The organism is Armatimonadota bacterium, assembly GCA_039679645.1.
Lineage (GTDB): Bacteria > Armatimonadota > UBA5829 > UBA5829 > UBA5829 > UBA5829.
Genome location: JBDKUO010000038.1, coordinates 1 through 26,299, shown reverse-complemented (window position 1 = coordinate 26,299; position 26,299 = coordinate 1). Strand labels below are relative to the sequence as shown.

Annotated in this window: 24 protein-coding genes; 11 read left to right on the top strand and 13 right to left on the bottom strand. The window is 50.8% G+C overall.

Annotated features, from left to right (window positions below):
• Positions 1–112 precede the first annotated feature (112 nt).
• Positions 113–1,855 carry an alcohol dehydrogenase catalytic domain-containing protein gene (locus ABFD83_07820; protein ID MEN6356976.1) on the bottom strand — a complete coding sequence of 581 codons (1,743 nt, stop codon included), beginning with the start codon at positions 1,853–1,855 and terminating at the stop codon, positions 113–115.
• Positions 1,856–1,947: 92 nt separating this feature from the next.
• Positions 1,948–2,706 (bottom strand): class II aldolase/adducin family protein, encoded by a 759-nt coding sequence (locus ABFD83_07815; GenBank protein ID MEN6356975.1) that lies wholly within the window; start codon positions 2,704–2,706, stop codon positions 1,948–1,950.
• A gap of 390 nt (positions 2,707–3,096) precedes the next feature.
• On the opposite strand from ABFD83_07815, the gene ABFD83_07810 reads away from it, so the two are divergent.
• Positions 3,097–3,831 (top strand): DUF1638 domain-containing protein, encoded by a 735-nt coding sequence (locus ABFD83_07810; GenBank protein ID MEN6356974.1) that lies wholly within the window; start codon positions 3,097–3,099, stop codon positions 3,829–3,831.
• 17 nt (positions 3,832–3,848) lie between these two features.
• Here ABFD83_07810 and ABFD83_07805 read toward each other — a convergent pair whose 3' ends face one another.
• Both ABFD83_07805 and ABFD83_07800 read right to left on the bottom strand, forming a co-directional pair.
• Complete coding sequence (locus ABFD83_07805) at positions 3,849–5,525, bottom strand: GAF domain-containing sensor histidine kinase (protein MEN6356973.1); 1,677 nt, start codon at positions 5,523–5,525, stop codon at positions 3,849–3,851.
• 4 nt (positions 5,526–5,529) lie between these two features.
• Entirely contained in the window at positions 5,530–6,210 is a 681-nt protein-coding gene (locus ABFD83_07800) for a response regulator transcription factor (protein ID MEN6356972.1), read from the bottom strand.
• A 334-nt stretch (positions 6,211–6,544) separates the two neighbouring features.
• Here ABFD83_07800 and ABFD83_07795 point away from each other — a divergent pair, with 334 nt between their 5' ends.
• The gene (locus ABFD83_07795; protein ID MEN6356971.1) at positions 6,545–7,303 is read left to right on the top strand and encodes a prepilin-type N-terminal cleavage/methylation domain-containing protein; all 759 of its coding nucleotides are present in this window, start codon (positions 6,545–6,547) and stop codon (positions 7,301–7,303) included.
• Between the two features lie 9 nt (positions 7,304–7,312).
• On the opposite strand, the gene ABFD83_07790 is transcribed toward ABFD83_07795, so the two are convergent.
• Positions 7,313–7,600, bottom strand: a complete 288-nt coding sequence (locus ABFD83_07790) for a hypothetical protein (protein ID MEN6356970.1) — start codon at positions 7,598–7,600, stop codon at positions 7,313–7,315.
• Positions 7,601–7,766: 166 nt separating this feature from the next.
• Here ABFD83_07790 and ABFD83_07785 point away from each other — a divergent pair, with 166 nt between their 5' ends.
• The gene (locus ABFD83_07785; protein MEN6356969.1) at positions 7,767–8,129 is read left to right on the top strand and encodes a DUF5658 family protein; all 363 of its coding nucleotides are present in this window, start codon (positions 7,767–7,769) and stop codon (positions 8,127–8,129) included.
• Between the two features lie 167 nt (positions 8,130–8,296).
• Here the strand turns inward: ABFD83_07785 and hpnA are convergent, their stop codons facing one another.
• The 5 genes from hpnA to iorA form a co-directional block, all read right to left on the bottom strand.
• On the bottom strand, positions 8,297–9,310 hold the full coding sequence (hpnA, locus tag ABFD83_07780) for a hopanoid-associated sugar epimerase (protein MEN6356968.1): 1,014 nt from the start codon (positions 9,308–9,310) through the stop codon (positions 8,297–8,299).
• A 94-nt stretch (positions 9,311–9,404) separates the two neighbouring features.
• On the bottom strand, positions 9,405–10,415 hold the full coding sequence (hpnH, locus tag ABFD83_07775; GenBank protein MEN6356967.1) for an adenosyl-hopene transferase HpnH: 1,011 nt from the start codon (positions 10,413–10,415) through the stop codon (positions 9,405–9,407).
• A gap of 115 nt (positions 10,416–10,530) precedes the next feature.
• A complete protein-coding gene (shc, locus tag ABFD83_07770; protein ID MEN6356966.1) occupies positions 10,531–12,441 on the bottom strand; it encodes a squalene--hopene cyclase in 1,911 nt (636 codons plus the stop codon).
• Positions 12,442–12,834: 393 nt separating this feature from the next.
• The gene (locus ABFD83_07765) at positions 12,835–13,422 is read right to left on the bottom strand and encodes an indolepyruvate oxidoreductase subunit beta (protein MEN6356965.1); all 588 of its coding nucleotides are present in this window, start codon (positions 13,420–13,422) and stop codon (positions 12,835–12,837) included.
• The gene (gene iorA, locus ABFD83_07760) at positions 13,422–15,203 is read right to left on the bottom strand and encodes an indolepyruvate ferredoxin oxidoreductase subunit alpha (protein MEN6356964.1); all 1,782 of its coding nucleotides are present in this window, start codon (positions 15,201–15,203) and stop codon (positions 13,422–13,424) included. The genes ABFD83_07765 and iorA overlap by 1 nt, the downstream gene beginning before the upstream one ends.
• 465 nt (positions 15,204–15,668) lie before the next feature.
• Here iorA and ABFD83_07755 point away from each other — a divergent pair, with 465 nt between their 5' ends.
• Together ABFD83_07755 and ABFD83_07750 are read left to right on the top strand one after the other, a co-directional pair.
• Positions 15,669–15,896: a helix-turn-helix transcriptional regulator gene (locus ABFD83_07755; GenBank protein ID MEN6356963.1), complete on the top strand. Its 228-nt coding sequence runs from the start codon at positions 15,669–15,671 to the stop codon at positions 15,894–15,896.
• 111 nt (positions 15,897–16,007) lie between these two features.
• Positions 16,008–17,993: a tetratricopeptide repeat protein gene (locus ABFD83_07750; GenBank protein ID MEN6356962.1), complete on the top strand. Its 1,986-nt coding sequence runs from the start codon at positions 16,008–16,010 to the stop codon at positions 17,991–17,993.
• A 287-nt stretch (positions 17,994–18,280) separates the two neighbouring features.
• Here the strand turns inward: ABFD83_07750 and ABFD83_07745 are convergent, their stop codons facing one another.
• Positions 18,281–18,874, bottom strand: a complete 594-nt coding sequence (locus ABFD83_07745; GenBank protein MEN6356961.1) for a C39 family peptidase — start codon at positions 18,872–18,874, stop codon at positions 18,281–18,283.
• A gap of 481 nt (positions 18,875–19,355) precedes the next feature.
• Here ABFD83_07745 and ABFD83_07740 point away from each other — a divergent pair, with 481 nt between their 5' ends.
• On the top strand, positions 19,356–20,096 hold the full coding sequence (locus tag ABFD83_07740; GenBank protein ID MEN6356960.1) for a hypothetical protein: 741 nt from the start codon (positions 19,356–19,358) through the stop codon (positions 20,094–20,096).
• On the opposite strand, the gene ABFD83_07735 is transcribed toward ABFD83_07740, so the two are convergent.
• Entirely contained in the window at positions 20,093–21,067 is a 975-nt protein-coding gene (locus tag ABFD83_07735) for a response regulator (protein ID MEN6356959.1), read from the bottom strand. The genes ABFD83_07740 and ABFD83_07735 overlap by 4 nt on opposite strands.
• 250 nt (positions 21,068–21,317) lie before the next feature.
• Positions 21,318–22,193: a phosphodiester glycosidase family protein gene (locus tag ABFD83_07730; protein MEN6356958.1), complete on the bottom strand. Its 876-nt coding sequence runs from the start codon at positions 22,191–22,193 to the stop codon at positions 21,318–21,320.
• Positions 22,194–22,270: 77 nt separating this feature from the next.
• Here ABFD83_07730 and ABFD83_07725 point away from each other — a divergent pair, with 77 nt between their 5' ends.
• The 5 genes from ABFD83_07725 to ABFD83_07705 all read left to right on the top strand — a co-directional run bounded on the left by ABFD83_07725 (position 22,271) and on the right by ABFD83_07705 (position 26,136).
• Entirely contained in the window at positions 22,271–22,444 is a 174-nt protein-coding gene (locus ABFD83_07725; GenBank protein ID MEN6356957.1) for a hypothetical protein, read from the top strand.
• 132 nt (positions 22,445–22,576) lie between these two features.
• On the top strand, positions 22,577–23,149 hold the full coding sequence (gene rpoZ / locus ABFD83_07720; GenBank protein ID MEN6356956.1) for a DNA-directed RNA polymerase subunit omega: 573 nt from the start codon (positions 22,577–22,579) through the stop codon (positions 23,147–23,149).
• 103 nt (positions 23,150–23,252) lie between these two features.
• On the top strand, positions 23,253–24,392 hold the full coding sequence (dnaJ, locus tag ABFD83_07715; protein MEN6356955.1) for a molecular chaperone DnaJ: 1,140 nt from the start codon (positions 23,253–23,255) through the stop codon (positions 24,390–24,392).
• Positions 24,389–25,267, top strand: a complete 879-nt coding sequence (gene prmA, locus ABFD83_07710) for a 50S ribosomal protein L11 methyltransferase (protein ID MEN6356954.1) — start codon at positions 24,389–24,391, stop codon at positions 25,265–25,267. Before dnaJ ends, prmA begins: the two co-directional genes overlap by 4 nt.
• Before the next feature lie 119 nt (positions 25,268–25,386).
• Positions 25,387–26,136: a 16S rRNA (uracil(1498)-N(3))-methyltransferase gene (locus ABFD83_07705; GenBank protein ID MEN6356953.1), complete on the top strand. Its 750-nt coding sequence runs from the start codon at positions 25,387–25,389 to the stop codon at positions 26,134–26,136.
• Positions 26,137–26,299 lie beyond the last annotated feature (163 nt).

The following is a 26,299-nucleotide window of genomic DNA, read 5'->3' as shown; positions in this document are numbered from 1 at the left end:
ACCACGGCCACAACTACACAAAGTCCCCCCTACGGGGACTCACAGAGTCGGCGAAGGCCGACTTCGTGTCTTTGTTGCCGCGAATTTATTCGCTCGGCAACCAACAAACTGATTATATCTCCAACTTGCTCTTCAGCAGTTCTTCCTCTGCTTCGGGTGTCCAGAACGTGCCGTCCTTGAGATTGGCATAGACGTTTGGAAGCACCTTGTCCAGGTCTGTAAGAGCAGTAAGCGGCAGCTTGATCTGTGGAAAGATCACTGTCTTACCAGGGAAGCTGGCTCCCTTTACAGCCTTTACGCCGTCCGCCATCGCGTCGATCCCGCCGACCGCTGCCATTGAGTTTCGAGTGGGAAGCTCGCCTGACTCGGTATAAGCCAGCGTATCCACCATATCCTGCGGTCTTGAACCGCTCGATCCGACAAACCTGGACCCGTTCATGTAAGTAACGCTCAGGTCGATTGTGGCGATAGTCCCGCGTGGCACACCCGCAAAGATATTCATAAGGCCGTCCTCAGCCAAGTGCCCAACCGCTCCAGCGATGAGCGCAGATACAGGCGCCAGCACCACTATATCGTCAAAGCCCTTGCCGCCTGTAATCTCTTCTATTGCCTTTGTCTGTGAATCCGGTCCGGCTTCCATAGGGTTCAAAAAGACAATCTCGATGCCGTTTGCTTTCACCGCATCTGCGACGCCGGATTTGAGGTAATTCAAGCGACCATTGTCTACATCCGTGCAGAGGATCTTCTTGGGGCCGTTGGCCATCTTAGCGGCTCGCAATACGTGCATCTGACCCATAGGGCCCGCCGCGCCAATAAACCAGGCCGTTCCACCGGCAGTGAACTCGCTGTTGCGGCTCTTGGAGTAAGCGTCGGAGGCCTTGTTGGACTTTGCGCCAATGTAGTCGATGTAGTCGTAATGGACCCGGCCTACATCCACCTGCAGCGGCCTGCTTATCGGCTTATCTGCCAGGATAGCCATAACGGCTTCATGAGCAAGGCATGCGCTCAGAGCTTCGGCAAGCTCAGGGCTTGGAGTGCCAAGCACGATTACATCATTGAAACCCTTATCGCCGGTGCGTTCCTGCGAGAGAGCCTTGACCTGCTCCGGCAGGATCTTGTCTATCTCAATAACTTCGGCGCTGCATCCACCGCATCCGCAGATCTTGGACTTCAGAGGATCGCTTACACCCGCCAGTATTATCTTACCGGGAGTGCCGCATGCGCATATCGATTCGCCCAGTTCCCAGTTGCCGCCTTCGACCTCGACGATTAAAGTGACTCCACCAGGATGCAGACTCTTTCTCGGCTTGATCCGATAAGATGCCACCACACAGGTCCAAGGCTCTACCAGAGCAGCCTCAGCGTAACCGGTCTCGGGCTTCACGGGGATAAGATACGAACCCTCGTCGCCGTTTAATACAGGCTCGCCGACAGTTACAAACTGCTCCATACCACCCGGCAGAGCATAACCGAAGGCGATATTTTTGCCCTTATAGTAAACATCTGCCTGCACAATAAAGCGGTCGCCCGGCTTGTATTTGTCTTTATAATTTGTGCCTGCCTCGACCACCGTGAGCGAGACCTCATGGCCCGGAGTCACCGGCTCTTTTTGCAGATCGCGACCGGTTATTCTGGGGTGGTTTGAACCTTGGGTAATCAGCTTAACGTCTGAGAAGCAGATTCCTATTGTGTCTACCCGCAGGAGAACCTCGTCGGGTCCCGGTTTTGGCACTGGAAGGGTATCCGTGCCGTCTTTGCCAAAGTTGTCTACTCCTGCCTCGTGCATACGCCATGCGAGGCTCTGCTCAGGCAGTTTATAATCCAAAGCCTTGTATTTGCTTATCACATCGCTCATAATTGCGCCTTCTTCCTATCTTCTCTGTTCCTCCAGGTAGGATACCTGGAGGTATAACAAAAAATAATCAATCTAAAATCCAATATACTAAATTATTTGAATTGTTGTTGTCTGTATGCTTCATCCGGTCTGGTGTAGATACGGTTGACCTGCTCATCGGTGAAATATTTGATTCCGCCGAACTGCATGGCTCCGCGCAGCACACGTGCAGCTTTGATCGCTTCAGCAGTAATCGCTTCGCACTCGTGGGCGGTCTTGCCTATTGCAATGAGACCATGGTTTTGCATCATGATCATCTTGGGATTGCATCCGTGCTTATCCTGAAACTTAGTGACCTGCATCCTGATAGTGCGGCCGAGCGTAAGGCCAGGATCGACGTAGTCTATCCAGACCGGCTCGATCCCGCAGTAGACTATTTCGTCCGGGAAGATGCGGCTCTTTACAATCTCTTTACCCTTTACGCAGCAGGTGATCATATTGACTGCAGTCGGGTGAGTATGAGCCACAAAATTGATTCCGGGCAGGCTTAAAAGGTATCCATGAAAAGTAGTCTCTACAGAGGGCTTGAGGGGGTTGGATTTATCGGCGCGAAGGTCGAACAGGGCGTCTTTGATCTGATCGTCCGTAAGGTCCGGTCCGTCGAGCATTGCAAGCGCCCCCGTAAGGTCCACTTTCACAAATGTATCAGCGCTTGAGCGCCCAAGATATTTTCCGCTGCCCTTCACAAAGAACGCTTCGTCACTTATCTTCGCCGATGTATTTCCTTCACCCAAGATTACTGCATCAAGTTCGGGTTTGGCGATCTCAAGCGACATGCGGATCAGTTGATCGAGCACCATCTGTTCGTCCATATTCGATTTCCTCCAAGGTCCGTACAGCACATAGGGCCTTGCATCCAAGACCCATCGTATTCTACTAAATACTGCACAATTAGTCCAGTGCTCAGTCGACTGGCTCAGTCGACTGGCACCAGGGCAATCGCATCAAATGCAATCACGAAAGGCTGCATTACGCAGGTTTAACTCTTATCTGAAGATGCAACAAATTTCTAGTCCGCGGGATTCTGCAATTTTCGTGCTTTCTCCGTTTCGTGTTTTCGTGATAGAGATCAAGATCAAGATGCATTCACCCTGCAACAGGCACAAGAATTCCTTGCCCAAGCCGATCCGATAAAGTATACTCAAGTGGAAGAACCGAAATACAGCAAGTTGTGCAACTTGCGTTTTTATATGTTGAGGAAAATGAAACTTAAGATAATCGCCTGTGAGGCTCTCAGCCATGAAATCAAACTGGCGGCTGCTAAAAGTCAGCATTCAATAGACATCGAACTCCTTCCGTTCGGCCTGCACAACACTCCCGATGAACTAAGAAAAACTATTCAATCCAAGGTAGATGAGTGCGAAGGCCTAGGATATGATCTTATCGCGTTGGGCTACGGGCTGTGCAGCCGCGGTACAGCCGATATCGTCGCGCGGTCTATCCCTATTATTATCCCCCGCGCTCATGATTGCATCACGCTGTTTCTGGGTTCGCGCGGACGCTATAGCGAGGAGTTCGCCGGGCACCCGGGCACATATTATTACAGCCCCGGGTGGATAGATTTTAAGGAAGGCGACGTGCAGCAGGGGTTTATCGACGATGTGCAGGCGCGAAGCTACGAAGAGAAATACAGGCAATACCTGGAAAAATACGGCGAGGACAACGCAAAATATCTGATAGAGCAGGAGCAGCAGTGGTATCAGCATTATACACGAGCCGCTTTTATCAATATGGGACTGGGCGACATAGAGGCGTATCGCAAGTTTACCAGGGATATCGCCGACAGCCGGGGCTGGGAATACGCCGAGATCGAAGGAAATATGTCTCTTATCGAAAGGCTGACCAGCTTACAGTGGAATGAAGATGACTTTCTGTATGTAGAACCGGGAAAGAAAATAGCTGAGTCTTTCGATGAAATGATAATCAGGGAAGAATAAAAGCTGAGCGATTATTATCAGATAGTGAGCATGACGGTAGCAACGGTGCCTTTTCCCGGCTCGCTTGTAATCACCAGGCTGCCGCGTGACTGCCGCGCGCGCTCTTCGACTCCCACCAGACCCAGATGACCCTCCGATGCTTTCTCAGCGCGCACGCGCGCGACATCGAAACCTTTGCCGTCATCTTCGACTTCGATATACAGCTTGTCTTCCTGCATATAAACACGGACTTCGACATGCTCGGCGCCTGAGTGGGCAGCCGCATTGTTGAGTAACTCACGAGTAATTTGGAACGCGGCTAGAGCTACGTTCGGCGGCATTGCCTCATCCGGAGGATGAATATCGAGGTGAGTCTTGAAACCGCCCTTTACAGCGGCGTCTGCAGACGCCCGTTCTATCGCCTGCTTGAAACGGCTTGGCTCGGGGCCCATCAGTCTCAACTCTGAAAGATATACTCTAACCTCAGCCAGGCCGCGAGTGGCTATCTGATGGATTTTATCAATCCCCTCCAGCGCCCTACCGGAATCTTTCTGAACCAGTATTTTGCACCGTTCAAGGTGAAGTTTGATAGCGGCAAGCGTTTGGAGGAAATTGTCGTGCAGGTCCCGCGCGATCCTCAGACGCTCCTCGGAAGCCGCCGCCTCGCGCAAGCGCTCCCACAGAAGAGCATTCTCCACAACCGGAGCAGCCTGCGTTGCTATTAGTTCCAGCAGTTGCAGATCAGATAAGACCAGCGGTTGATCCTTACGGTTAGCGGCATAAACCACACCTACCGGCACGCTTCTAACCATCATCGGAGCTGCGGCCAGATGCCTCAAGCCCAGCTTTGCTGAAATCCCGGTTGGCAGAGAAGTATCCTTTGAGAGATTATTGGATATGATAGGCCGCTGCTCCGTCAGCACCGCTTCCACATTCCATTCATCTCCACTTTCACGGAAAGTCGACAGCAGCACCGGGTCCGCGCCCATGGAACGCAGGCCGATTGCCTCCGAACCGTCCGATCCTCTCTTCGCAGGCAAAAACCACGCCTTCTCAACGTTAAGCAGCGCCTTTACCTGTGACAGAAGATAGCCTATGATCTCTGACGATGTCGCCATACCGGCAAGTTCGGCCCGGAACTCGTTGACAACCGACAGGCTGGCTTGATAATTAATTTGCCTTTCTGATATCTGTCCAAACATGAGTCCCAGCACAAGCAAAAAGCAAGTGAACCCCATTACTGCAGGGACGTTCACGGAATATGCCCCCGACGCTATGGAAACGACTCCAACAAACGAGACAATGCATGCCGCAAGCGCCAGAATTGCATGCTGGCGGCCATAACGCGTGGATACGCTTACGATATAGAACAAATACCAGAGGTAGAACGGAATGTTGGTCCCGGCGGTCATGCGAATAAGAAACGTGATTAAAATGACCTCGAAGATGCTGATGGCGAGCATGGTCTCTTTCAGCAGATCGGGACGCCACTTGAGCAACAACCAGGCGAGGACGCTGTATGCGAGAAAAAAACCGATGAGGATTATTACCCAGTCGAGTGAGATCAGACGATCAGCGGAGTTCGGCCCCTGATCGATATAAATTTTGAGCAAAAGGAGAGACGTGGTAATGGACAGCAAAAGCCTGATAATCGACTGCTGCCGCTCAACCGATAACCTCTCCAGTTTGAGACTGTAGACTCCTCCGGCCTTCATAAATTCAAGCCTGCACAACCCCGCTTCGAATGGCAAACCTTACAGCCTCGGAACGTGTTGACAACCCCAGTTTTTCTAATATTCGGCTTACATGCACTTTCGCAGTGTGCTCGCTGATAAATAACTGGTCGGCAATCTCCATATTTGTCTTTGCTTCGCCAAGAAGTTTGAGCACCTCAATTTCACGCGCAGTAAGCAGTGAAAGCTTGGCTGAATCTCCCCCGTTTGATTTTTTTGCCATACCCCGAAACAGCTTCTCCGTCAAATCGGTGGGCAGCCAACACCCGCCCTTCGCAACCGTATGTATTGCGTCCACAAGCTGATTGGAAGCTGCATCTTTCAATAAATAGCCCTGCGCCCCGCTCTTTATGCATCGCGCAAGAAGCTCATCGTCGTCGGCGCCGGTGAGCACGATGACTTTTGTCGGTAGAGACTCCGCCGCCAGCGCCTCCAGCACTTCGACACCGCCCATTTCGGGCATAATCAGGTCCAACAGCATTATTTGAGGCCGTAGCTGTTTTACCTTGGCAACCGCCTCTGCGCCGTTGGTAGCTTCATCTACTATTACCAAGTCATCATATTCTTCCAGCAGGCCGCGAAGTCCTTCCCTCAATATGCCGTGATCATCGGCTATGAGAACTGTTACACTGTCTTGTGCCTGCTGCCGCGCCACGGGTGTGTCCACTTTCTTCCTCCATATGCCTTGACTTGCGAAAAAGTTGTGCTAGAATGCTGATGATGTTATGCGAATCACTCTTGCGTTACCGTCGCACACATCCTCATGTATTACTTAGGTATTCTGGAATCATATACCTGCTTGAGCATTTCGTCAAGACTGCATAATATGGAATTTCTAGTTCTTTGGCACTATGCCTTAGTAATACACCGGAACTAGCAAACCTAAAACGTTCGACCAATTGCACGGTTGACAATTATAATGTAGAATACCGATGTGTGGGCAATTATGTCCGGTCGTGCCCACAAGGATTTATGTCGCCTGCGAAACGGAGTCGCATTCAATGATGAAAATCCGCGGCTATACATTGGTGGAACTACTGGTGGTAATAGCGATTATCGCTATTTTAGCCGCTATGATAGCCCCTGTACTGCTGCAGGCAAAAGAAGCCGCCAAAATGCGCACGTGCGCGTCCGACCTCAAGCAGCTTGGAGCGGCAATAACAATTTATATGGATGATCACTCAGGCTTCGGCCTTCCACAGTCACCCGCTGTTTATAGAAATCCATGGGTGCTTTTTGTTAAGCCTCTGATTCCCAGATACATTCCCGCCACAACGGAACCGGGAGAACTGCCCGATTCACCCGGTCATACTGGATTTCCGTGCGATAAAATGCCAAAACACTTATGGGTTTGTAGTGGGGATACTCTCAAGGGGACCGGTGCAGCGGATGAAGACAAGCCATATTGGTACAACTTCGGCTCCAGCTATATGTATCCCGGCCCGACCGCGTATCTGCCGGGAAACACTTATTTGGATAAACCAACTACACCGGTACGCCCGTATAAACCGTGCGAGTGGCTCAATCATAGGCGCGATATCCTTCTTGCCGATTACTGGTTCGACTTCCATGGCGGAAGCCGAGTCCCCAAAGAATCTTGGACCGACCTGACCCCTAAAAGCTGGGTTAACATCAGGGACACCAGGAGTATTAACATACTCTTCCTTGATTTACATACCAGCACTTGCACGGCCAAAGAACGACAGGAATACATGGATTATACGGTAAGAATGGATAATCCCCACGCTGTAAAATCATAAAAGCGGACCTCAGTTCAATACTGCGGCAGCGCCGGCTGTCCGTATTCCACACGTGACTTTCACGGATTTTTGCGGGTGCGGAGCTGAAAACTTTGCGCACGCATTTATTTTGACATTGTTCCCACTTATGCTCTGCGGCGGGGCATGAGAGTAGTTCCAGGGACTAATAATGCAGTTTGCATCTTCCTTGCCGGGACCCACATATACCTGTATCAAAGCAAGCATACACACTATCAAAGCCATCATAGCCAATGTCCAGAAAGCAATTCCTGCGCGTCGCCCGTGCACTTTGAGCATTTCTACATAACCTCACTTGCAGAAACTGATTGAAACAACAAGACCAGTATTGCAGTTTCTCTGTGCTCTCCAAACATGCCGCCGAAAGTTTATCAAGCGCGCAAACTCATAGTGCGAACAGCCAAATAACGGGAATAAATACCATGAGCAAACGCGGAGCCAAGATATGACACTGACTAGAGAAAGCATAGTGTTGATCGTCATATGCACTTGTGATTTGGCGGCAACGCTGTTATTTATAAATACAAAGACCGCATCAGAGGGCAACCCTCTAATGTCGTTCTATCTGAAATATGGAATAGGCACATTCATCATGATGAAGCTGATGCTTATATTCCTGCCTGTATTCCTGTTTGAGTGGTCGCGTCAGTTCAAACCACGGTTTGTAAAGCTCATGCTGCGCGCGACAATCGTGATTTATGTAGCCATTTATCTGTCGCTGTTTTTGACGATAAATGTGGGAGCAGGCCAGAAGGACGGCATAGGACCGGGACCTGTGGAGACGAGTCGAGTCGTAAAAGCAAATTAGAAGCTCTGATAGGTGGCGATCTCCGAATCGTCACCATTAATGCCAAATTGGGGTCTCCGAACCCCGAAACCTTTACTGAAATAGCCGGATCCGGAGATCCGGCACTGGTTCGCGGGTGAGGATTCGGAGATCCTTACCCATCATACGGGTAATGTGTTTGGACTTCGTCACAAAGCGTTTATTTGTGCATTCGCCTTGGTGTAGCCGTGACTTGAAAACCACTCTACTGATGCCGCAAGTGCGCTCTCAACCGGGCTTTGCGGAAGCCCGAGTTCCGCGGCGGCCCTTTTTGATGAGAAAAACATCCTCTTGCGTGCCATCAGCACTCCTTCGATAGGTATGTCGGGAGCTTTGCCGAGCATGCCGTTATACGCTGTATTGCAAACGGCGGCGGCAAGTGCGACCCAGTGCGGTATACACATGGACGGAGGCTTGCGATCGGTGATTTCGGCAAGGATATCTAAAATCTGCTTGAGGGTGAGATTACTGTTGCCGAGTATGTATTTTCGTCCGGTTATTCCCTTTTGGGCGGCAAGCAGGTGGCCTTGTGCTACATCATCCACGGATATCAGATTCAAGCCGGTATCTACATACGCCCGCATCCTGCCTTTCATATAGTCCAGTATCATTTTACCGGTAGGAGTCGGCTTTACGTCACCGGGGCCGACAGGGGTGCTGGGGTTTACGATTACGATATCAAGCCCTTTTTTTGCGTACTCAAGGGCGACCTTTTCGGCGTCGAATTTGGATTTTTTATAATGGCCGACAAGTTCGTCACGGTTTACCGGGGTCTCTTCATCGCCGGGCGAACCATCTTTTGGAATCCCGAGGCATCCGACTGTGCTGGTGTAGACAACTCTGCCTACGCCTCTACGCAGCGAAGCTTCCATTACGTTGAGCGTGCCGCCGAGGTTGTTGTAATAGATCTCACGCGGGTCGGGAGCCCACAGCCGATAGTCGGCTGCGATATGGTATACTTCGTCGGCTCCGGTTATAGCTGCATACACTGAGTCGAAGTCCGTGATATCGCCTACACACTTCTCGACGTCAAGGCCCTTGAGCAGTGTCGGGTTGCCGTAGGGCCTGACGAGCGCAAAAACATGGTCGCCGCGCTCGATCAGTTTTCTGATCACGTGCGCTCCAATAAAACCCGTTCCGCCTGTCACAAATACTTTTCTCATATGCACTCAGCTCGCAACCCTCCAGGTAAGATACCTGGAGGGATAAAAAGTGGCTTCGGGGCATTCGCCCGCGAAAAATAATCAATCCAAAATACTAAATATTAAATCCAAGGCTCCACTTGAGCATCTTCCATATGTCTCCTGGCTGCTTGTTAATCATAAGGGCTGCGGTCGGCTCGAAACCGCAGTGGACCATGCAGTCTTTGCAGCGCGGGTCTCTGCCGACTCCATACGAACTCCAATCGGTCTTTTCGATCAGGTCACTATATCTTGAGAAGTGCTGATCCGCGACCAGATAGCATGGTGATCGCCACCCAACGACATTGCGGGTCGGATTGCCCCAGGCAGTGCATTCAAGCTCACGACGGCCTTTCAGATATTCCAGATAGATGGGCGAGTCGGCCAGGCGGTGGCGAGAGGCCAGATAGTCGATGTTTTTGAACTTCTCGCGAACGGCATTGCGGTCCATGAATGGTTCATGGGATTCCACCGAATCATATGAATAGGCAGGCGAGAGCATGAACGTGCTGACCCCGGCGTGCGAAAGCTTGTCCATCAGCGCGTCGATCTGGTTCATGTCCGTCTGTTTGCAGACCGTGGTGTTGACAGTGATCTGAAAACCCCTGTGCGATGCAGCTATTATCCCCTTGAATGCATCTTCAAACGCGCCGTCTTTCTCGACGAGGCGATCATGCACTTCTGGCGGACCGTCTATGTGCACATTTATCTGCAGCCGCCGCGATGGATTCAGCTTGCCTACAACTGAAGCAAGCCGCACACCGTTTGTGCACAGGTAGATGTATTTGCCCATCGCCGTCAGCGACTCGACCAGGTCGACTATACGCGGATAGATAAGAGGTTCGCCGCCGCAGATAGAGACTATCGGTGCTGGGCACTCATCAGCCGACGCGAGGCACTCATCCAGGCTCATCATCTCAGAAGCAAGATCTTTATATTCGCGTATCCGCCCGCAAGTCGAGCAAGTCAGGTTGCATGCAAACAGCGGCTCAAGCATCAAAACAAGAGGTATAAACCTCTCGCGCGCCAGTCGTTTGCGAATAATATATGCGGTCAGCGAAGTCGACAGCCCTATTGGAAATCTCATAACACTTCAATCTCCGAGAATAAGAATTTTGCCACGAAAGCACGAAATCCGGAAAACACGAAAAAAGATTTTTTGATTTCGTGCTTTCATCCTTTCGTGTTTTCGTGAGGAAATATCATTTCGCAGTCTTGTACATACCCAAAGCCATCAGCGGGAATGTATGCCGGTAGAGGTGATATCGCAGGAAAAAGACTCTTGGGAACCCCGCCCCTGTATAGGGCTCTTCATCCCAGGCGCCTTGCTCATTCTGTGTTCGGATCAGATAATCGACTCCTCTTAGCGCCGGTTCGCTGTCGGCTCTGCCCGCGCATATCAGCCCCATTAAAGCCCAGGCCGTTTGTGAAGCAGTGCTCTCGCCTTGATTTTTGTATGATGGATCATAGTATGAGCAGCAGGTCTCGCCCCAGCCTCCGTCATCATGCTGAACGCTTTCAAGCCAATCGGCGGCGCGGTCGATCATGGGATCGTGAATATCGATGCCGACTCTGGTAAGGCCCCGAATCGCCTGCCAGGTGCCGTAAATATAGTTGACTCCCCACCGGCCGTACCACGAACCGTCCGGCTCCTGCTCGCGCCTAAGGAAATCAATTGCTTTTCGCACTGCAGAGCTGTTTTTATCAAATCCAAAGAACGAAAGCATCTCAATAATACGGGCGGTGATATCGCTGGTGGACGGATCGAGCATGGCATTGTGGTCTGCGAAAGGAATCTGATTGAAGACACGCTTGTTGTTGTCCACATCAAACGATGCCCATCCGCCGTCCTTGGCCTGCATGCCCAGCAGCCATGCAATTCCACGGCGGATTGCATCATCTTTGCCTTCAATACTGCCGACCTTTCTAAGAGCCATCAGAACCATGGCGGTATCATCAATGTCGGGGTAATTCTCATTTGCAAACTCGAAATACCACCCGCCAGGCTCCAGGTTCGGACGTTTGACCTGCCAGTCACCCTTGAGCTTAACTTCTTTTGAGAGAATCCATTCGGCGGCTCGCTTAATCACCGGGTGGTCCGGGTCAACACCGGCCTCAACAAGCGCATTGACGGCTATCGCGCTGTCCCAGACAGGTGATGTGCATGGCTGCAGCCGCAGAGTATCTTGCTCCTCGATCTCAAGCCTGTGCAGTTCCTCCATTGCTCGCTCGACTTCAGGATGAGAATCCTCATAACCAAGCGCTCGCATCGAAATGAGAGAATAAACAATCGGCGGATATATTGCTCCAAGCCCGGCGCTGTGGTCCAGGTGATCAAGCATCCACTGCTCCGCTCGCCTGACGCCTTTCTCTCGCCAGGGCAAAAAGCCGATCTTCTCCGCAAGTTTAATCGCGCTGTCAACGGTGTAGAAAAAGTGTTTCCATGTAAACAGGCCGCCCTTGTGTTGTTTGCGGTTTCTTTGCCGAGGCTCTATCAGTTCACGTATTCCGCGCAAGTGGTCGAGCTGAACGGTGAGTTTGCGCGCCCAGATTATAGTCAGCGGCACTACAAACGTTCTCGACCACGAGGAGATTTCGTATATATTGAAGTAGAACCAGTCCGGCAGGAGCATCAGCTCCGCAGGCACGGCAGGCGCATCGTTCCAGGGTATCTGGCCCAGCATTGCAAGGTAAAATCGTGTATAGCTGTTGGTAGCCCACACGCCTCCCGCCTTCTCGATCGCTTCACGAGCCCTGATCATATATGGCTCGTCGCCTGTGGAGCCGGTCAATTTGAGTGAGAAGTAAGCTTTGACTGAAGATGAGACGTCCACCGGTCCGCCGGGGAAGAGAGACCATCCGCCGCACTCCATCTGCTTTTGACGTATATAGGCTGCTGCTTTACCTAGTTTTGCCTCGTCACCATGCCCGAGAAATCGCATGAGTATTATGTATTCGGACTCGAGTATCGTATCGCCTTCAAGCTCGCCCACCCAGTATCCGTCCGGATGCTGAATACCAATCAGATAACTGACAGCCTTATCTACTGCGGATGTGACTGCAGCAGACGGCGGAAAATGATAGTCCAACAAGCGCTGAATTTTTGTATTCATAGGCCTCACCAGTTTGTGATAATCCCTCCAGGTATCTTACCTTGAGGAATTCACTAGTCAGCGTAGTTTTACCCCGGTTTGGCCATGACAAACTATCTCTCAGACGGTCAGAGAACTGGCTCACCTGCTGCAAACTTTTTGTCGATCTATTTTAATTCTTGAGGCGTTATATAGACGAATGAGGGGAATAAGGTGTTTGGCTGCTGCCAGAGCGTCCGATTTGCATTGGCCCGGCGTTTCAGGCGTAATGGAGAGCATCCGGGGCTGCCGAGGACATGCATCCCAAGATCCCACCCGGCTTGTCAGGTCGGCCCACTGGGGGATAAAATCAATCAGCCGCCGAATAACACTACATCCGGCGGCTGAAATATCTTCTATGGTAACTGATCCGAGCTATGCACAAGCCATTGCGCTGCGACCGGCATCATACGCCTTGAGGTTCAGTTCCAGGAACTTGGGCTTTACAAGCTGCCTGATAGACTCACGCCAGATATCATCCGGGATGTCAGTGTGATTGGCCAGTGCGCCGATCATAACAACATTCACTGCACGGATATTGCCCAGATCACGGGCTATATCCAGAGCCGGTATCAGTTCGAGCTTTGAAAACGTCGATTTGAGCCTGCCGTTAAGATCGTCCGGCCACTGAGACAGGCCGCTGGAGACGGTAACAGGCCGGATTTCCTGGTCGTTGACCAGCGCAATCCCATCAGGCGATAGATAGTGAGCAAAGCGCAGGGCTTCCACTTTCTCAAAAGAGAGAAGTATATCCGTCTCGCCGAGGGCAATCATAGGTGAGTGAACCCTCTCACCGACTCTTACCTGGCTCACGACACTTCCACCACGCTGAGCCATACCGTGGACCTCGTTTTTCTTGACGTCTTTGCCGGTAAGCAGAGCGACCTGACAAAGAATATTGCTCGCGAGCAGCGTCCCCTGTCCGCCTACACCGACCAGGGATATGTTTAGGATGTCTCCCATTAGAGCGTGACCTCCTTTATTGCTTCAAACTTACAAACTTGCGCGCACAACCCGCAGCCCACGCACAGCACCGGGTTTATGCGAGCTTTACGTTTCGATTCGCCGCTTTCGGGATCGGCAAGCTCAATTGCCGGGCATCCCAGCTTCAGGCAGGCTCCGCAAGATTTGCATATTTGCGCATCAACATCAAACTGCCGTACGGTCTTTACCTTCCCGCCGAGAATGCACGGACGCTTGCATATAACGACAGACGGCTCATCGGCGTCGAGTTCCTCTTTGAGTACGTTGTAAGTCTCTTCCAGATCATATGGATCAACGACTCTTACACGCTTGACCCCGACGCCCTTTGCTACGGCCTCAATGCTGACCTCTGTTGTCTCATCACCCATCAGGGTGCGGCCCGTGCCGGGGTTATCCTGATGGCCGGTCATTGCCGTTATGCGGTTATCGAGCACCACTACCGTGCTGGTGCCTCGGTTGTAGACCACGTTGAGCAACCCGGTAATTCCCGAATGGAAAAATGTGCTGTCTCCCAGCACTGCTGCGGTCCGGCCCTGCTGATCAGCTTTTTGCAGCCCATGCGCGTTGCCTACGCTCGCGCCCATGCACACAGTTGTGTCCATCGCCGAAAGCGGAGCGAACGCGCCGAGGCTATAGCAGCCTATATCGCCGGTCACGAGCGCCTTGAGTCTATGCAGAGCATAAAAAACGCCTCTGTGAGAGCATCCTGGGCAGAGCACCGGCGGGCGCGCCGGAAGATCGCCGATTGCTTCGGCGGGCTTGATCGGCTGCTTGCCGTATGCTTCCGCGGCGAGTGCTTTGAGCCTGTCTGGGTTCAGCTCTCCGATCCTGAGGCTGACCTTCGGCTGCTCTATCTTGATCCCCATCGCCAGGATCTGTTCCTCCAGATACGGGTCGCCTTCTTCTACTATATAAAGTTTCTCGACTGAAGTGGCAAAATCGCGAATGAGCTGCTTTGGAATCGGGAAAGTCATACCGAGCTTGAGTATTGAAGCGTCGGCAAACGCCTCGCGTGCATGCAGATAGCCTATGCCCGAGGTGATTATACCTATCTTGTCGTCGCCGCGCTCGATCTTTTGAAGCTTGCTATTTTCGGAGAAATCCGCAAGCTTGGCAAGTTTCTCTTCGAGGGCGACTCTCATCCTGCGCGCATAGAGAGGCACCGGCATAGTCCTCGAAATGTCCTTCTCATATTTCAAGTCGCCATGCCCTCTTCTCTCGAAACTGCCGAGGTCGACCACGCCGGACGAGTGTGAGACTCGAGTTGTGGTGCGAATCAAAATAGGCGTTTTGAACTGCTCCGATATATCTAGGGCAGCCTGGACCATATCATAACAATCCTGGCTGTCTGACGGCTCCAGCATCGGGATTTTCGCGAACTTTGCAATATTGCGATTGTCCTGCTCGTTTTGTGACGAATGCATACCAGGGTCATCGGCGGTAACCACGACCATGCCGCCGTTGGCTCCGAGGTAGGCAAATGTCATAAGAGGGTCCATCGCCACATTGAGGCCGACATGCTTCATAGCAGTCAGCGACCTTGACCCGGCAAAGGAGGCACCGATTACGACCTCCATCCCGACCTTCTCATTTACCGCCCACTCGCAGTATATATCTTTGAACTTGCTCACATTCTCCAGAATTTCCGTGCTTGGAGTGCCTGGATAGGCCGATGCGACTTCCACGCCGCCCGCATATGCTCCGTGAGCAATTGCCTCATTTCCAGAAAGAATTTTTTTATTTGTTGCGACAGTCTGCATATTAACCACCTTAGCGAGGCGCAAAAAAGCGCGCCGGGTTTACCCGAGCGCTCGATTTGAACAGCTTATACTACCTATTTTATATCACGATGAGCCGGATGAGTGCAACCTAACCCTATTTTACAGGGCGAACGCATCAAAATGCTATCCACCTTGTTTTGGCCTCTGCGGTTAAAACCGCGGCTAAGGAAAACACGAAGTGTCCCTTCGGACACTGAGATTTTAGTCGGCGAAGGCCGACTTTGTGTATTTGTAGCTGTGACTTTAGTCGCAAGGTCACCATTTTGCCAAACACAAAATTAAGATGCGTTCACCCTGCCCTATTTTACTTAGCCTTGGATGGGCTGAGAAGATAAAAAAATTATCATTACATGTGTAACAGACTCTACCTTGGGTATAATCTCATCAAGGCTCAGCGCTTATATCGATTTCAGACGGGCAAACTCTCCCGTAAGTGAGGTAGTTATGGAAAATCTAACCAAGCGCGAATCAGAAATTCTCTTCTTGGCGAACGAAGGCATGTCCGCTCGACAGATTGCGGACCTTCTCTTTTGCAGCAGAAGAACAGTCGAATTCCATTTGGCGAACCTATATACCAAGCTGCAGGTATCAAACCGCGTTCAGGCGCTCAAGCGGGCCGGATCACTTGGCTTGCTCAAGGACCTGGAACGCAGGGAAAATGTTGCCGTATAACAAGTTACTCAACACTAATAACCCATCGCAATGACTTTCTAATTGAAGGATGCGCGCTAAACGAAGCAGAATATTGTAAGCATTAATGACGCCGGGATGTGGAGACTGCAAATGCGCATCAACATTGACAAGGCATCGCCTAAAAATATCGGGCGGTCACGCGTCTTTTGGATTGTCGGGCTGGCAGTAATTATAGTTTTATTGACTTTTGCCGTAATTCGCTATGCAACGGACACACCAAGAAAGATAAAGCCCGGGCTTGTTTCGATTGTCGCACGTGACGGATCGGGGCGGACCATTCATCAGGGAACAGGCTTTTCTGTCGCCGCCAATAGGATCGTAGTCAGCCGTCATGTTCTTCTGGGCGCGAAGCGCATTGAAGTCATAAGCGCAGCCGATAAATTGCTGCCTGCCGAATGTGTAGTTGCTGATAATGCACCCGGAGATATCGCTATACTTGTGTTGAAAGCACCCAAAGGGGCGCTACAAACGCTGAGAGTCAGCAGATTCAAGCCTCTTCGTGGAGAGCCGGTGTCAGTTATAAGCCTGTCTGCCAATCAAAAATTGAGCATTACTCAGGCAAAGATAACAAGCATCAACAACATCCATGGTTTTGGTGAAGTTGCGCGAATCTCGAAACCCATCCCCGAAAGATTGACCGGCAGCCCTGTTATCAACGAAAAAGGCGAGGTGACAGGAATCATCTCATCTCAAATAATAGATGGGCACAGAGTGCAGTTTGTGGTGCCGGGAAGCAGCTTAGTCAAAATCAAACCGGGTCGGCTGCAAACCATCGCGGATTACGGCTCGATTGCGCAATGGCCGGATGCGGCTGGCGGTTTGTATGCAAAGGGATTGACGTTATTTGTGTCTGAGGACTACAAGCACGCGCTGCCCTATTTAAAACAAGCCACAGAGAAGTCACCTCGATTCTATGACGCATGGTTCCGTCTCGGAAGCTGCCTATTAATTATGCGGCGATGCTCTGAGGCTGAGAATGCCTATATGCAGGCAACCAAGATTTGTGCAGAAGAAGGTACTGGATACTATGGGCTTGGTTTAGTATATGCCCGCCAGAAGAAATATAACAAGGCGCTTGACGCAATAACAAAAGCAATCAACCTTGGCTTTAAAAACACTGCGGCGTATTTATTATCTGCCGGTATTCGCTACCATTTGAAGCAATATGATGAGGCGATTAAAGACAGCCGAGAAATGATTAAGATTGATCCGTATGATGTGGATGGTTACTACTATCTCGGGTTTATCTATTATCATCTGCATAAACTCAATTCAGCAAAACAAGCATATGAAAAGGCGGTGCAGATTAATCCGAACGTGCCGGACGGATACATGGGGCTGGAGTATGTATATGCCGATAAAGAGGAATATTCGAAAGCTGCTGATGAATGCAACAGGGCAATTGATAAAGACCCCAATTGCAAAGACGCATACATTGAACTCGCTTATAATTATATTGATCTCAGGCATATTGAAAAAGCTATCGAACCGCTAAAACAGGCAGTTCGCATAGACCCAAAGGACGGGCAGACCTACCTCGAGCTGGCATATACCTACAGGCAACTGAATATGAACCAGGAAGCGCTGGATGCATCAAAGAAGGCCGTTGAGCTGATGCCAAAGTCCGCAAAGGCTTATGAGTACCTGGGCTATGCTTATACCGTGCTCAATCGCAACGAAAATGCCGTTACGGCATACAAGCAAGCGATCCGCTTCGATCCGAAATCGGCAGCGCTCTACGACAGGTTGGGTATTGTGTATGCCAGATATGAAGACCAAGAAGCTGCAATTTTAGCCTATATGAAATCAATATCGCTCGATCCAAAGAATGCGCGCGCTCACTATAATCTGGGGCTGGCCTATAATAAACAAGGCGATTACGATAAAGCCATAATTGTCTTGAAACAGGCCTGCGTTCTTGACGCATCCGACCCCGACGCTCATTATATGCTGGGAATTATCTACCTGCGCCAAAACAAAAAAATCTTGGCATGGCAGGAGCACAAGGCGCTCACAAAGCTTGATCCGCGGCAGGCAAGGATACTTTACACTCGAATTATGCTATCGAGAAATTAGCGTAGAAAACTTTGGCTTGTCTTGCAACGACCTGCGACTAAAGTCACTGCTACAGAAACACAAAGTCGGCCTTCGCCGATTGAGCGATAAGTGGGTCGGGATCTCTCAACCTTCAACTCTCTCAACAATTTTAGTCGCCCACGCAACAAAGTTGCAGGCTGCGGGAATTAGCGATGGATATAAGCCGCTATTCCCGCAGAGTATTCAGTTATTTTCAGCACTATCGCAAGACTGCGACGGCATCATAACAGGAACGATTATTCTTATTTCAACAATAGCTGCTTATACTACTGGTGGAAGCCTTTCAATACACCGTTATGTTTGGATTTCATCGCTTTAGTCATATCTGCATTACTGTAGTATTTGTGTTCGCCCAGCCAAGTTCCCGGGTCGTTGCAGATAAGATAGTCATCATTATACCCAACGGCCGCGATGTAATGTCCCCCAGTGTAAGAATAACCGCGGTTCGACAAATACCCGGCTTTAACATGAACAAGCACCGGATTGCCGGCAGCGATCTCACTCTTGACACCCGCAAGAGTAGAAGTGGTCTGATAGACAGCCGCTACGCCAAAAGGCCACTCATGCGAAGCGCTTACCAACTGACTTAAGCTGGTTCCAGCCGGATCGTTTCCATTGGGATCGCCGCCTAAGAAGAGCCAGACATTGATAATGTCTTGTGTTACAGGTGTCCTGCCAAGAACGTAGCAATTGCACATGGCTATCGATGCCGGACCACAAGAACCCTTGCCGCATGTGTCGTCATTCCAGAATTGCTCCAGGAACTCCACGCCGAGAATAACATCCGCAAATGCCGGTATAGACAACGAAAACACAAAGATGGAGACCAATGCTAACGCAAACAATTTTGATTTATTCATTATCTATTTTCGCTCCTTTCAGATTTGGAAACTATTTTCAATACAAATAAACTCTCACCATCTCCATATCACCCCATCTCTAACACATCTCCAGCGTTCAAAGCATTGTTGAAAGGCTTCTTTCACCCATTTCGGTAATGTATTATTTCTCGCATCATATCTAAGCAATAAACCCGACATTCATACATCGCTCAATTGATTACTTTGCCATCAAGTAAGTGTTACCTTCTACAAATTGATATGTATTGGTAATTACAAACTTAAACATCGTGATAATAACTCCCTTCCGTAAAACACCTATGCTCTCCAAAAACAAGGCACGTCTCGAATTTGAATTGGGCACATGGGGTAGGCATTGCTTGGGTGTCTGCATATAACCCAAAGCATTTCTGATTCCGTTGAGTAATTCCCGGTCGATAACTACATCTCATATAAGTCCGTATATATTGGTAGATATAATCACTAGGAGCGATAAATCAATATGAAACGATTATCTGTAATTACACTACTGCTGTTGGCCTTGGCCATGCAGGCCGGAGCGGCGGTGACCTCTTCAGGCATACTCGCAAAGGTAAAGGCCGCTGAAAAGGGGCTAGAGGATTGGAAAGCCGACATGGTAATAACCGAGGCCAACAAGAAAAACGTATCGGGTATGGGCGATGGCTACGGCGATATTCTTAAGCTGGACAAGGCTCTTGTCTACTACAAATCGTCCGATATGATCAGATACGACGGTTATGCCGAAGGCATCAAGGTCACATACGTTCAAAACGGCTACACCAAGCTGATCCTCGCGACCATGATAAGGCACAAAGAGAACGTGAAAAACTCTCCCGGCAAACGGTTCGATTCGATGGATATCGGTTTCATATCAAGCAGACTATGGCGAGACAACAAAGTCAGCGTTATTTCCGAAAAGAACGGGATAGTAAAGCTCAAGTTTGACCCCAAGTACGGAGGCAGCGACAAACGTCACGATCTGGTCTGGCTTGATTCCAAAAATCTGCGGCTCATCAAGCGTGAAAAGTATAGAGGGAACGGGCAGATGCGCACGCGGACTATCTACAGCAGCTTTCAAAAACTCACAGCCAAGCTTCCTGTAGCTTCCAGCGCCGATCTATACAACGGGTGCGGCAAAGAACTCGGCGGGGTCAAATACAAGAACATCAAAGTGAATACCGGGCTCGGCAACGGGCTGTTTTCACTGAGCCAGCGAAATTAGCTCTCAAGAAGCTTGCGCAGCGTTTCGTCGGCGCGTGTGAACTTGCAGCCTAGCAAATAGCCCCTGCCTTCGTCGCTTTGTTTTGAGCGCAGGACATGAGCGATAGCATTTATCTTGTCATCAGTCGTCTTGGGACGCAGCTCGACACTCAAGACATCACCCGGCAGGATTTCTTTGGGCACAATTACTGACATTCCGCCCAAGCTCATGTCCACGGTCTCACCCAATATCGGCTCATCTGACGCAGTCAATATCGCCGGAATGCGCATAAGACTTCTTGTATAAGTTCTGCGCTGTACGCGATATATTACACCGGGCTTGTCCAAGACCACAATCGGTCTGGGACTGTGCAGCGTTTTCAGGACATGAGAGGTAAAGTTGTAATGCGCGTCGACCGCCGACAGACCACATTTGACGGCGCTGTGAGGCGCTATTTCAGCATCTGCGCGTTTCAAAAGCACTGAAAGTGTCCGATCATCTTTGTCGTAAATCTGGCCGGAGTAAACCTTTGAGTGGCTGCAGTTTTGGACTTCCAGCATCACATCTTGATTCTTGCAGAACAAAACTGTTGCAGTCGGCATTGCGCTCTGACGCGCAGCGCCTCCAGTCATAGAAGTGTCACTGACCAGTGAGACAAGATTATCGAGATCGAATGGTTTGTTGACGTAACCCTGGACACCATAGGTCTCGGCCTGAGCCAAAGCCTCGGCATTCTCGCATGCCGTCATAACGATCACGGGCAACGCACTGCGCATGCTGCGGATTTCGGCCAGAGCAGTCAATCCATCCATCTTGGGGAGGATTAGATCCAGAAGCACTACATCGAAGTTTGATTCCCGAACCTTCTCAACTGCCTGCAGACCATCATGCACAGCCACGACACTATAGCCGCTTTTTGCCAGTTTCGCCCCTAATATGCGGCACAGGTTTATCTCATCGTCAACAACAAGGACACTGCCCTTGGTGACCATGTCGTGGGCCTCCTGCTATAAATACATAATACCGGCGGAATTTCCGAAGCCCATCAAAAGCAAACCAATCCCTGGGTCCAAAAATATTACCCGCCCCGGTAGCTTAATGGAACAGCCATCCACAATATATATTGCAAGAATTATGCCATTGATGCCAAGCTCGATAAAAAAGCCGAGCTTGATAAGTCAGACCAAGTGAGTATTACTCATACTCATGCGCGAATCCTGCAGGGCTTTTCGGCAAATAATGCTATTTCAGTGAATCGAAAGCAGGCAAAAAAGCATCACTGAGAGCCATTGGAATGCTGGAGACAATGTGCTGCAGGTCAAATGCCGGCTTGGTAATGGCCTTGGCAAAGAGCCTTGACGGCGCAAGCTCCGCTTTTGCAGCCTGGTAAGCCCGTGCATTGGAGTATACGACAAGGCAGTTGGTCAATGAGCGTGCGGGCACGGCAAGATAGCGGCCCTTATGGTAGAACCCCGTTGAAGAACCACCGTCAAGACAAAGCGCCTCCACCGCATTTAGTTTGACCATAACTTTGGCTATTGCGCTCAGAGAGGTCTCACGGTTAATTGCAACGATCAGCAACTTGCCGTTTTTTGTAATGCCGACTGCGGTGCGGCGAGCCGGAGCGCACAGTGATCCGCGAAAACCTTCATGCTTGAGGGCTATGGCAACCTTGCCGCCCGAGACCAGCATTGGCCCGGCGCAAAGGACGGTCTCATAGCCGCTCCACTTGCTTTCTCTTCCTTTGCGTAGAGGCACTATGGAAGCCTTATTGTCGGAGTCGATGCATAGAGCCGAACCGATACAGCCTGAGTGAACAAGTGTACCGTACATGGCTATATCTCCGGTCGGGATGAGAGTCCTGGTATCGAAGAACGTGCCTGTTATCGCCGCTGCAGGACGCGCGCGGCCAATCATGGACTTGAATGATTCCGACGAGCCTGCTCCGCCTTTGGCGAGCGCAACAGTTACCCTTACCTCAGGATCATTGAGATTGGCCGTGACGATATGGGCAACAGCCCTTCCGATCTTCACTTTTGCATACTCAACACTCGACGCCCATGATCCACTTGCCAGAGCCAAACCCAACAAAAGTGCGAAAGATAGTTTTCTAATCATGGCATCCACCCCGTCCGCACTACTTGCCGTTTATGCTTCGGATTAGTGCGTACTGCGGGCTGCAGGTTCTACTTATTTTGTCTGCACAATGGATGCCGCGCTGCCCCGCCGGTTTACCTGTTTTTGCGCAACTGGAGAATGCACTTTCCAAACAAGACAGAAATTTATTATCCTTAAACGTTTCTGAAATCAGCAAGAAGTTGAAAAGACCGCCGCTCTTCTTAAATCTTGCCTTGTTGCAAGAAAAATAGTATAATCTTTCTTTAGGAAACTAGAGACCGAGAAATCGCATGTCGGCGATTTCTGGGTATTTGTGTGTACCGAGATCCGAAAGCCCGAATAATGGACGCAAGTCACAATTCACGAGGTGATAACAACCACAAATGATATATCCATCCGCAGACAAACTTGAAAACCTTGGAAGCAAGTATGCGCTGGTCGTGCTTGCGGCAAAACGCGCAAAGCAGATCAAAAGTGGCGTTCAGCCTCTTATAAACACGGATTCTAAAAATCCGCTCACTATCGCTCTTGAAGAGATAGCAGCGGGCGTGATCACCTGCGAGGTTCCGGACACCGACGTAATTGCGCCGGTTGCCGAAGAGCCGGAGATTGCCCAACTGCTGGCTATTCCTGAAAAAGCCGAGGAAGAAGAACTCGAAGTTGGGGCGGTTGAAGAAGAGACCACTCTGACCATGGACGAAGATATCTCAGTCGAAGAAGACCTCGATGAGCTTGAAGAAGAGGAATCAGAGGAAGAAGAACCGGATGTGCTCGGGCTGGATGAAGATGAAGAGGATGCCGAGTCTGCAGTCGAACCAAACCTGGACGATGACTTGGCTCCGGATGTAAAGCCCAAGCGAAAGCGCAAATCCAAAGCCGATGTCGAACTGGACGTGGACATCGATGCTATAGACGAAGATATCGTTGTCGATGAAGACGAAAACCTGGAAGACTAACATATTATTTAGTATTTAGTATTTTATATATTTGATTTTATATTTGGATTGGGACCGTAACGGCCGAGGATGACACTGCGTCCCTCGGTCGTTGGATTTTGATATGGTTGATAAAAAAGATTATTATGAAACGCTTGGCGTCTCGCGAGACGCTGATCTGAATGCCATTAAAAAAGCCTACAGGCGACTTGCGCGGCAATACCACCCTGATGTTAACCATGATACTGGCGCAGAGGCGAGGTTTAAAGAGATCAACGAGGCATATCAAGTCCTCTCTGACTCTGAAAAACGTGACATCTATGATCGCTATGGTCATCAGGGAGTCGAAGGCGCCGCAAACGGCCAGGGATTTGGCGGGTATGAGGGCTTCGGCGGATTTGAAGACATATTCGACATGTTCTTCGGCGGCGGCCCCAGCGCGGGCGCGGCACGAGGACGAGCAGGCGTCGAGCGCGGAAACGATCTGCGATATGACCTCGAAATGACTCTCGAAGAGGCGGCGCATGGTGTTAACCGCAGCATTCGCTATACGCGGATGCAAACATGCGAAACATGCAGCGGCACAGGCGCAGAGCCAGGGACAAAACCGGAGACCTGCAGCCTCTGCCACGGTACGGGTCAGGTCAGACAGCAGCAGCAGAGCATTTTCGGCACTCAGATCAGGATCGTGACATGCCCCAAGTGTCATGGCGAGGGTAAGACCGTAGGCTCACCGTGCAAAGCTTGCTCAGGACAGGGCAGGACGCGAAAGACAATCGAAAAGAGCGTCGATATACCTGCAGGGGTCGACACTGGAATGAGAATACGGCTCACAGGTGAGGGCGATGCCGGCCTTCGAGGCGGGCCCAGCGGCGACCTGTATATAATCACCCATGTTAAAAAGCACGACTACTTCGAGCGCAGAGGCAGCGACCTCTGGAACGAAGTGACTATCGGCTTTGCTACGGCTGCTCTCGGCGGCCAGATCGACGTCAGGACGATCGACGGCACAGCCGAACTGGACGTATCGCCTGGAACGCAGTCCGGTGAAGTCTACTCGCTCAGAGGCAAGGGCATGCCGGACCCGACAGGTGGCCGTCAGGGCGATCAAAACGTTGTTTTGCGAGTCGAGACTCCCACCAAGCTGTCGGACCAGGAAAAGGAACTATTGAAGCAGTTTGCCCTACTGCGCGGCGAAGATATCAAGGAAGCGCAGGGCAAAAACTTCTTTGAGCGCGTGAAGGACGCTATACACGGACTATGAGATGGGTCGAAATAACAGTCAACGCGACAGATGAGTCTGCGGAAGCTGTCAGCAATATTCTTATTGAAGAAGGCTGCGGTGGGACTGCCACGAGCAGCCTCGTCAAATCCGAGAAGCAGACTAAAAACGATATCATGGGATATCTGCCTGTTGATGACAGGCTTGAAGGCAGGCTCCAGAATATACGCGAGCGCGTAAAGACGCTGCCTGAGCTTGGGCTGAGCCTTGTAAGTGATGAAATCACCATCAAACGGGTCCAGGATGAAGAGTGGGCATCGGCGTGGAAGAAGTTTTTCAAACCCCTCAAAATCGGCCGGATTGTGATCAGGCCTACTTGGGAGAAGTATGATCCGCAGCCGGATGATTTGGTTATAGACCTTGACCCCGGCATGGCCTTTGGAACCGGGAGTCACCCGACCACAAAGCTCTGCCTGGAAGCGCTGCAGGATTACGTTAAAGGCGGCGAGAGTGTTCTGGACATGGGGACCGGCTCTGCAATCCTCGCCATGGCTGCTGCAAGGCTTGGCGCTGCGCGAGTTGTCGGGTTAGAGACCGACCCGGTGGCTGTCGAGGCCGCGGTGGATAACGTAAAGCGGGTAAATCTCGGCGAAACGATTAAAATAGAACGCGCGGACTCGCCGTCTGCATTTGAGGGCCAGGCTGATATCGTGTTGGCAAATATCATCGCGAAGGTCATCATCGATATGGCCGAGGGTCTTGCGTCGAAGGTCAAGCCCGGCGGAGAATTGATAGCTTCGGGGATTGTGGCCGAGCGTTCGCAGGAAGTAATCGACGCTCTGACCGGTCTGGGACTCAATCTCCACGAAGTGCGGCAGGACGGCGACTGGGTGGCGTTGGTCTTCAAACAGACTTAGCAATACGTAGAAATTTTCATCGCGAAAATGAGAAAGAGCGAAAACACGAAAGAAACATAAGCCTTGATCGTCCGGCTTTTTGACTTTCTAACTTTTTGACTTTTTGACTCTGTACACATATGGCAAATCACCGCAGATTCTTAATAAACCCCAATCAGATCAACGGCTCCGACGCCGTTATTTCCGGCGAGACTGCAAGACAGATCACAAAAGTCCTGCGGCTCAAGGAGGGCGATATGATCTGCCTGCTCGACGGGCTCGGTAACGAGCACAGCGCCCTTATAACTTCCATCTCAAAAGACCATGTGTCGACCAGAATAATTACAACCAACCTCTGCGACCGCGAGCCAAAACTGCGCCTCACCCTTGCAATCTGCCTGCCGAAAGGCGACAGGCTGGACCTTATTGTTCAGAAGTGCGCCGAGTTGGGAATATCAAAGTATATAATCGTAAACTCGGAGCGGGTTGTAACCAGGCTCGATGAATCAAAGGCGGCAGACAGGCTCGCGAGGTGGAGAAAAATTGCAGGCGAGGCAGTGGAGCAGTGCGGCGGAGCACGATTACCCGAAGTAAACGGGATCATAAGCTTCTCCGAGCTTCCCTCCGAGATAAAGAAAAACGACCTTGCGCTTGTGGCCTGGGAAGAAGAGCAGAGCGTTAGTCTCAAAGGCGCATTACAGGAAAACGCAGGGGCGAAGTCGGTAATGCTGATAATCGGCCCGGAAGGCGGATTGACTGAGGACGAGGTTGAGACCGCGAAATCGGTCGGAGCGGTGTGTGTGAGTCTGGGCAGGCGCGTCTTGCGGACCGAAACCGCTGCGATTGCGGGGTGTGCAGCAATACTCTATGAGTTGGAAGGTGAATTATAACAGATTCGGGGATTTAAATCCCCAATACGTGGGTCCGAGGGTGTATGTCAAATTTGCGGAAAAGAGTTGTTTCGGGAGACCCTTCTCCCGAAACGCCCCTGGTGCAGCAAGGTATCGGGACAGGGGTGTCCCGATACAACGGGGTTTATTCCGTAGATATGAC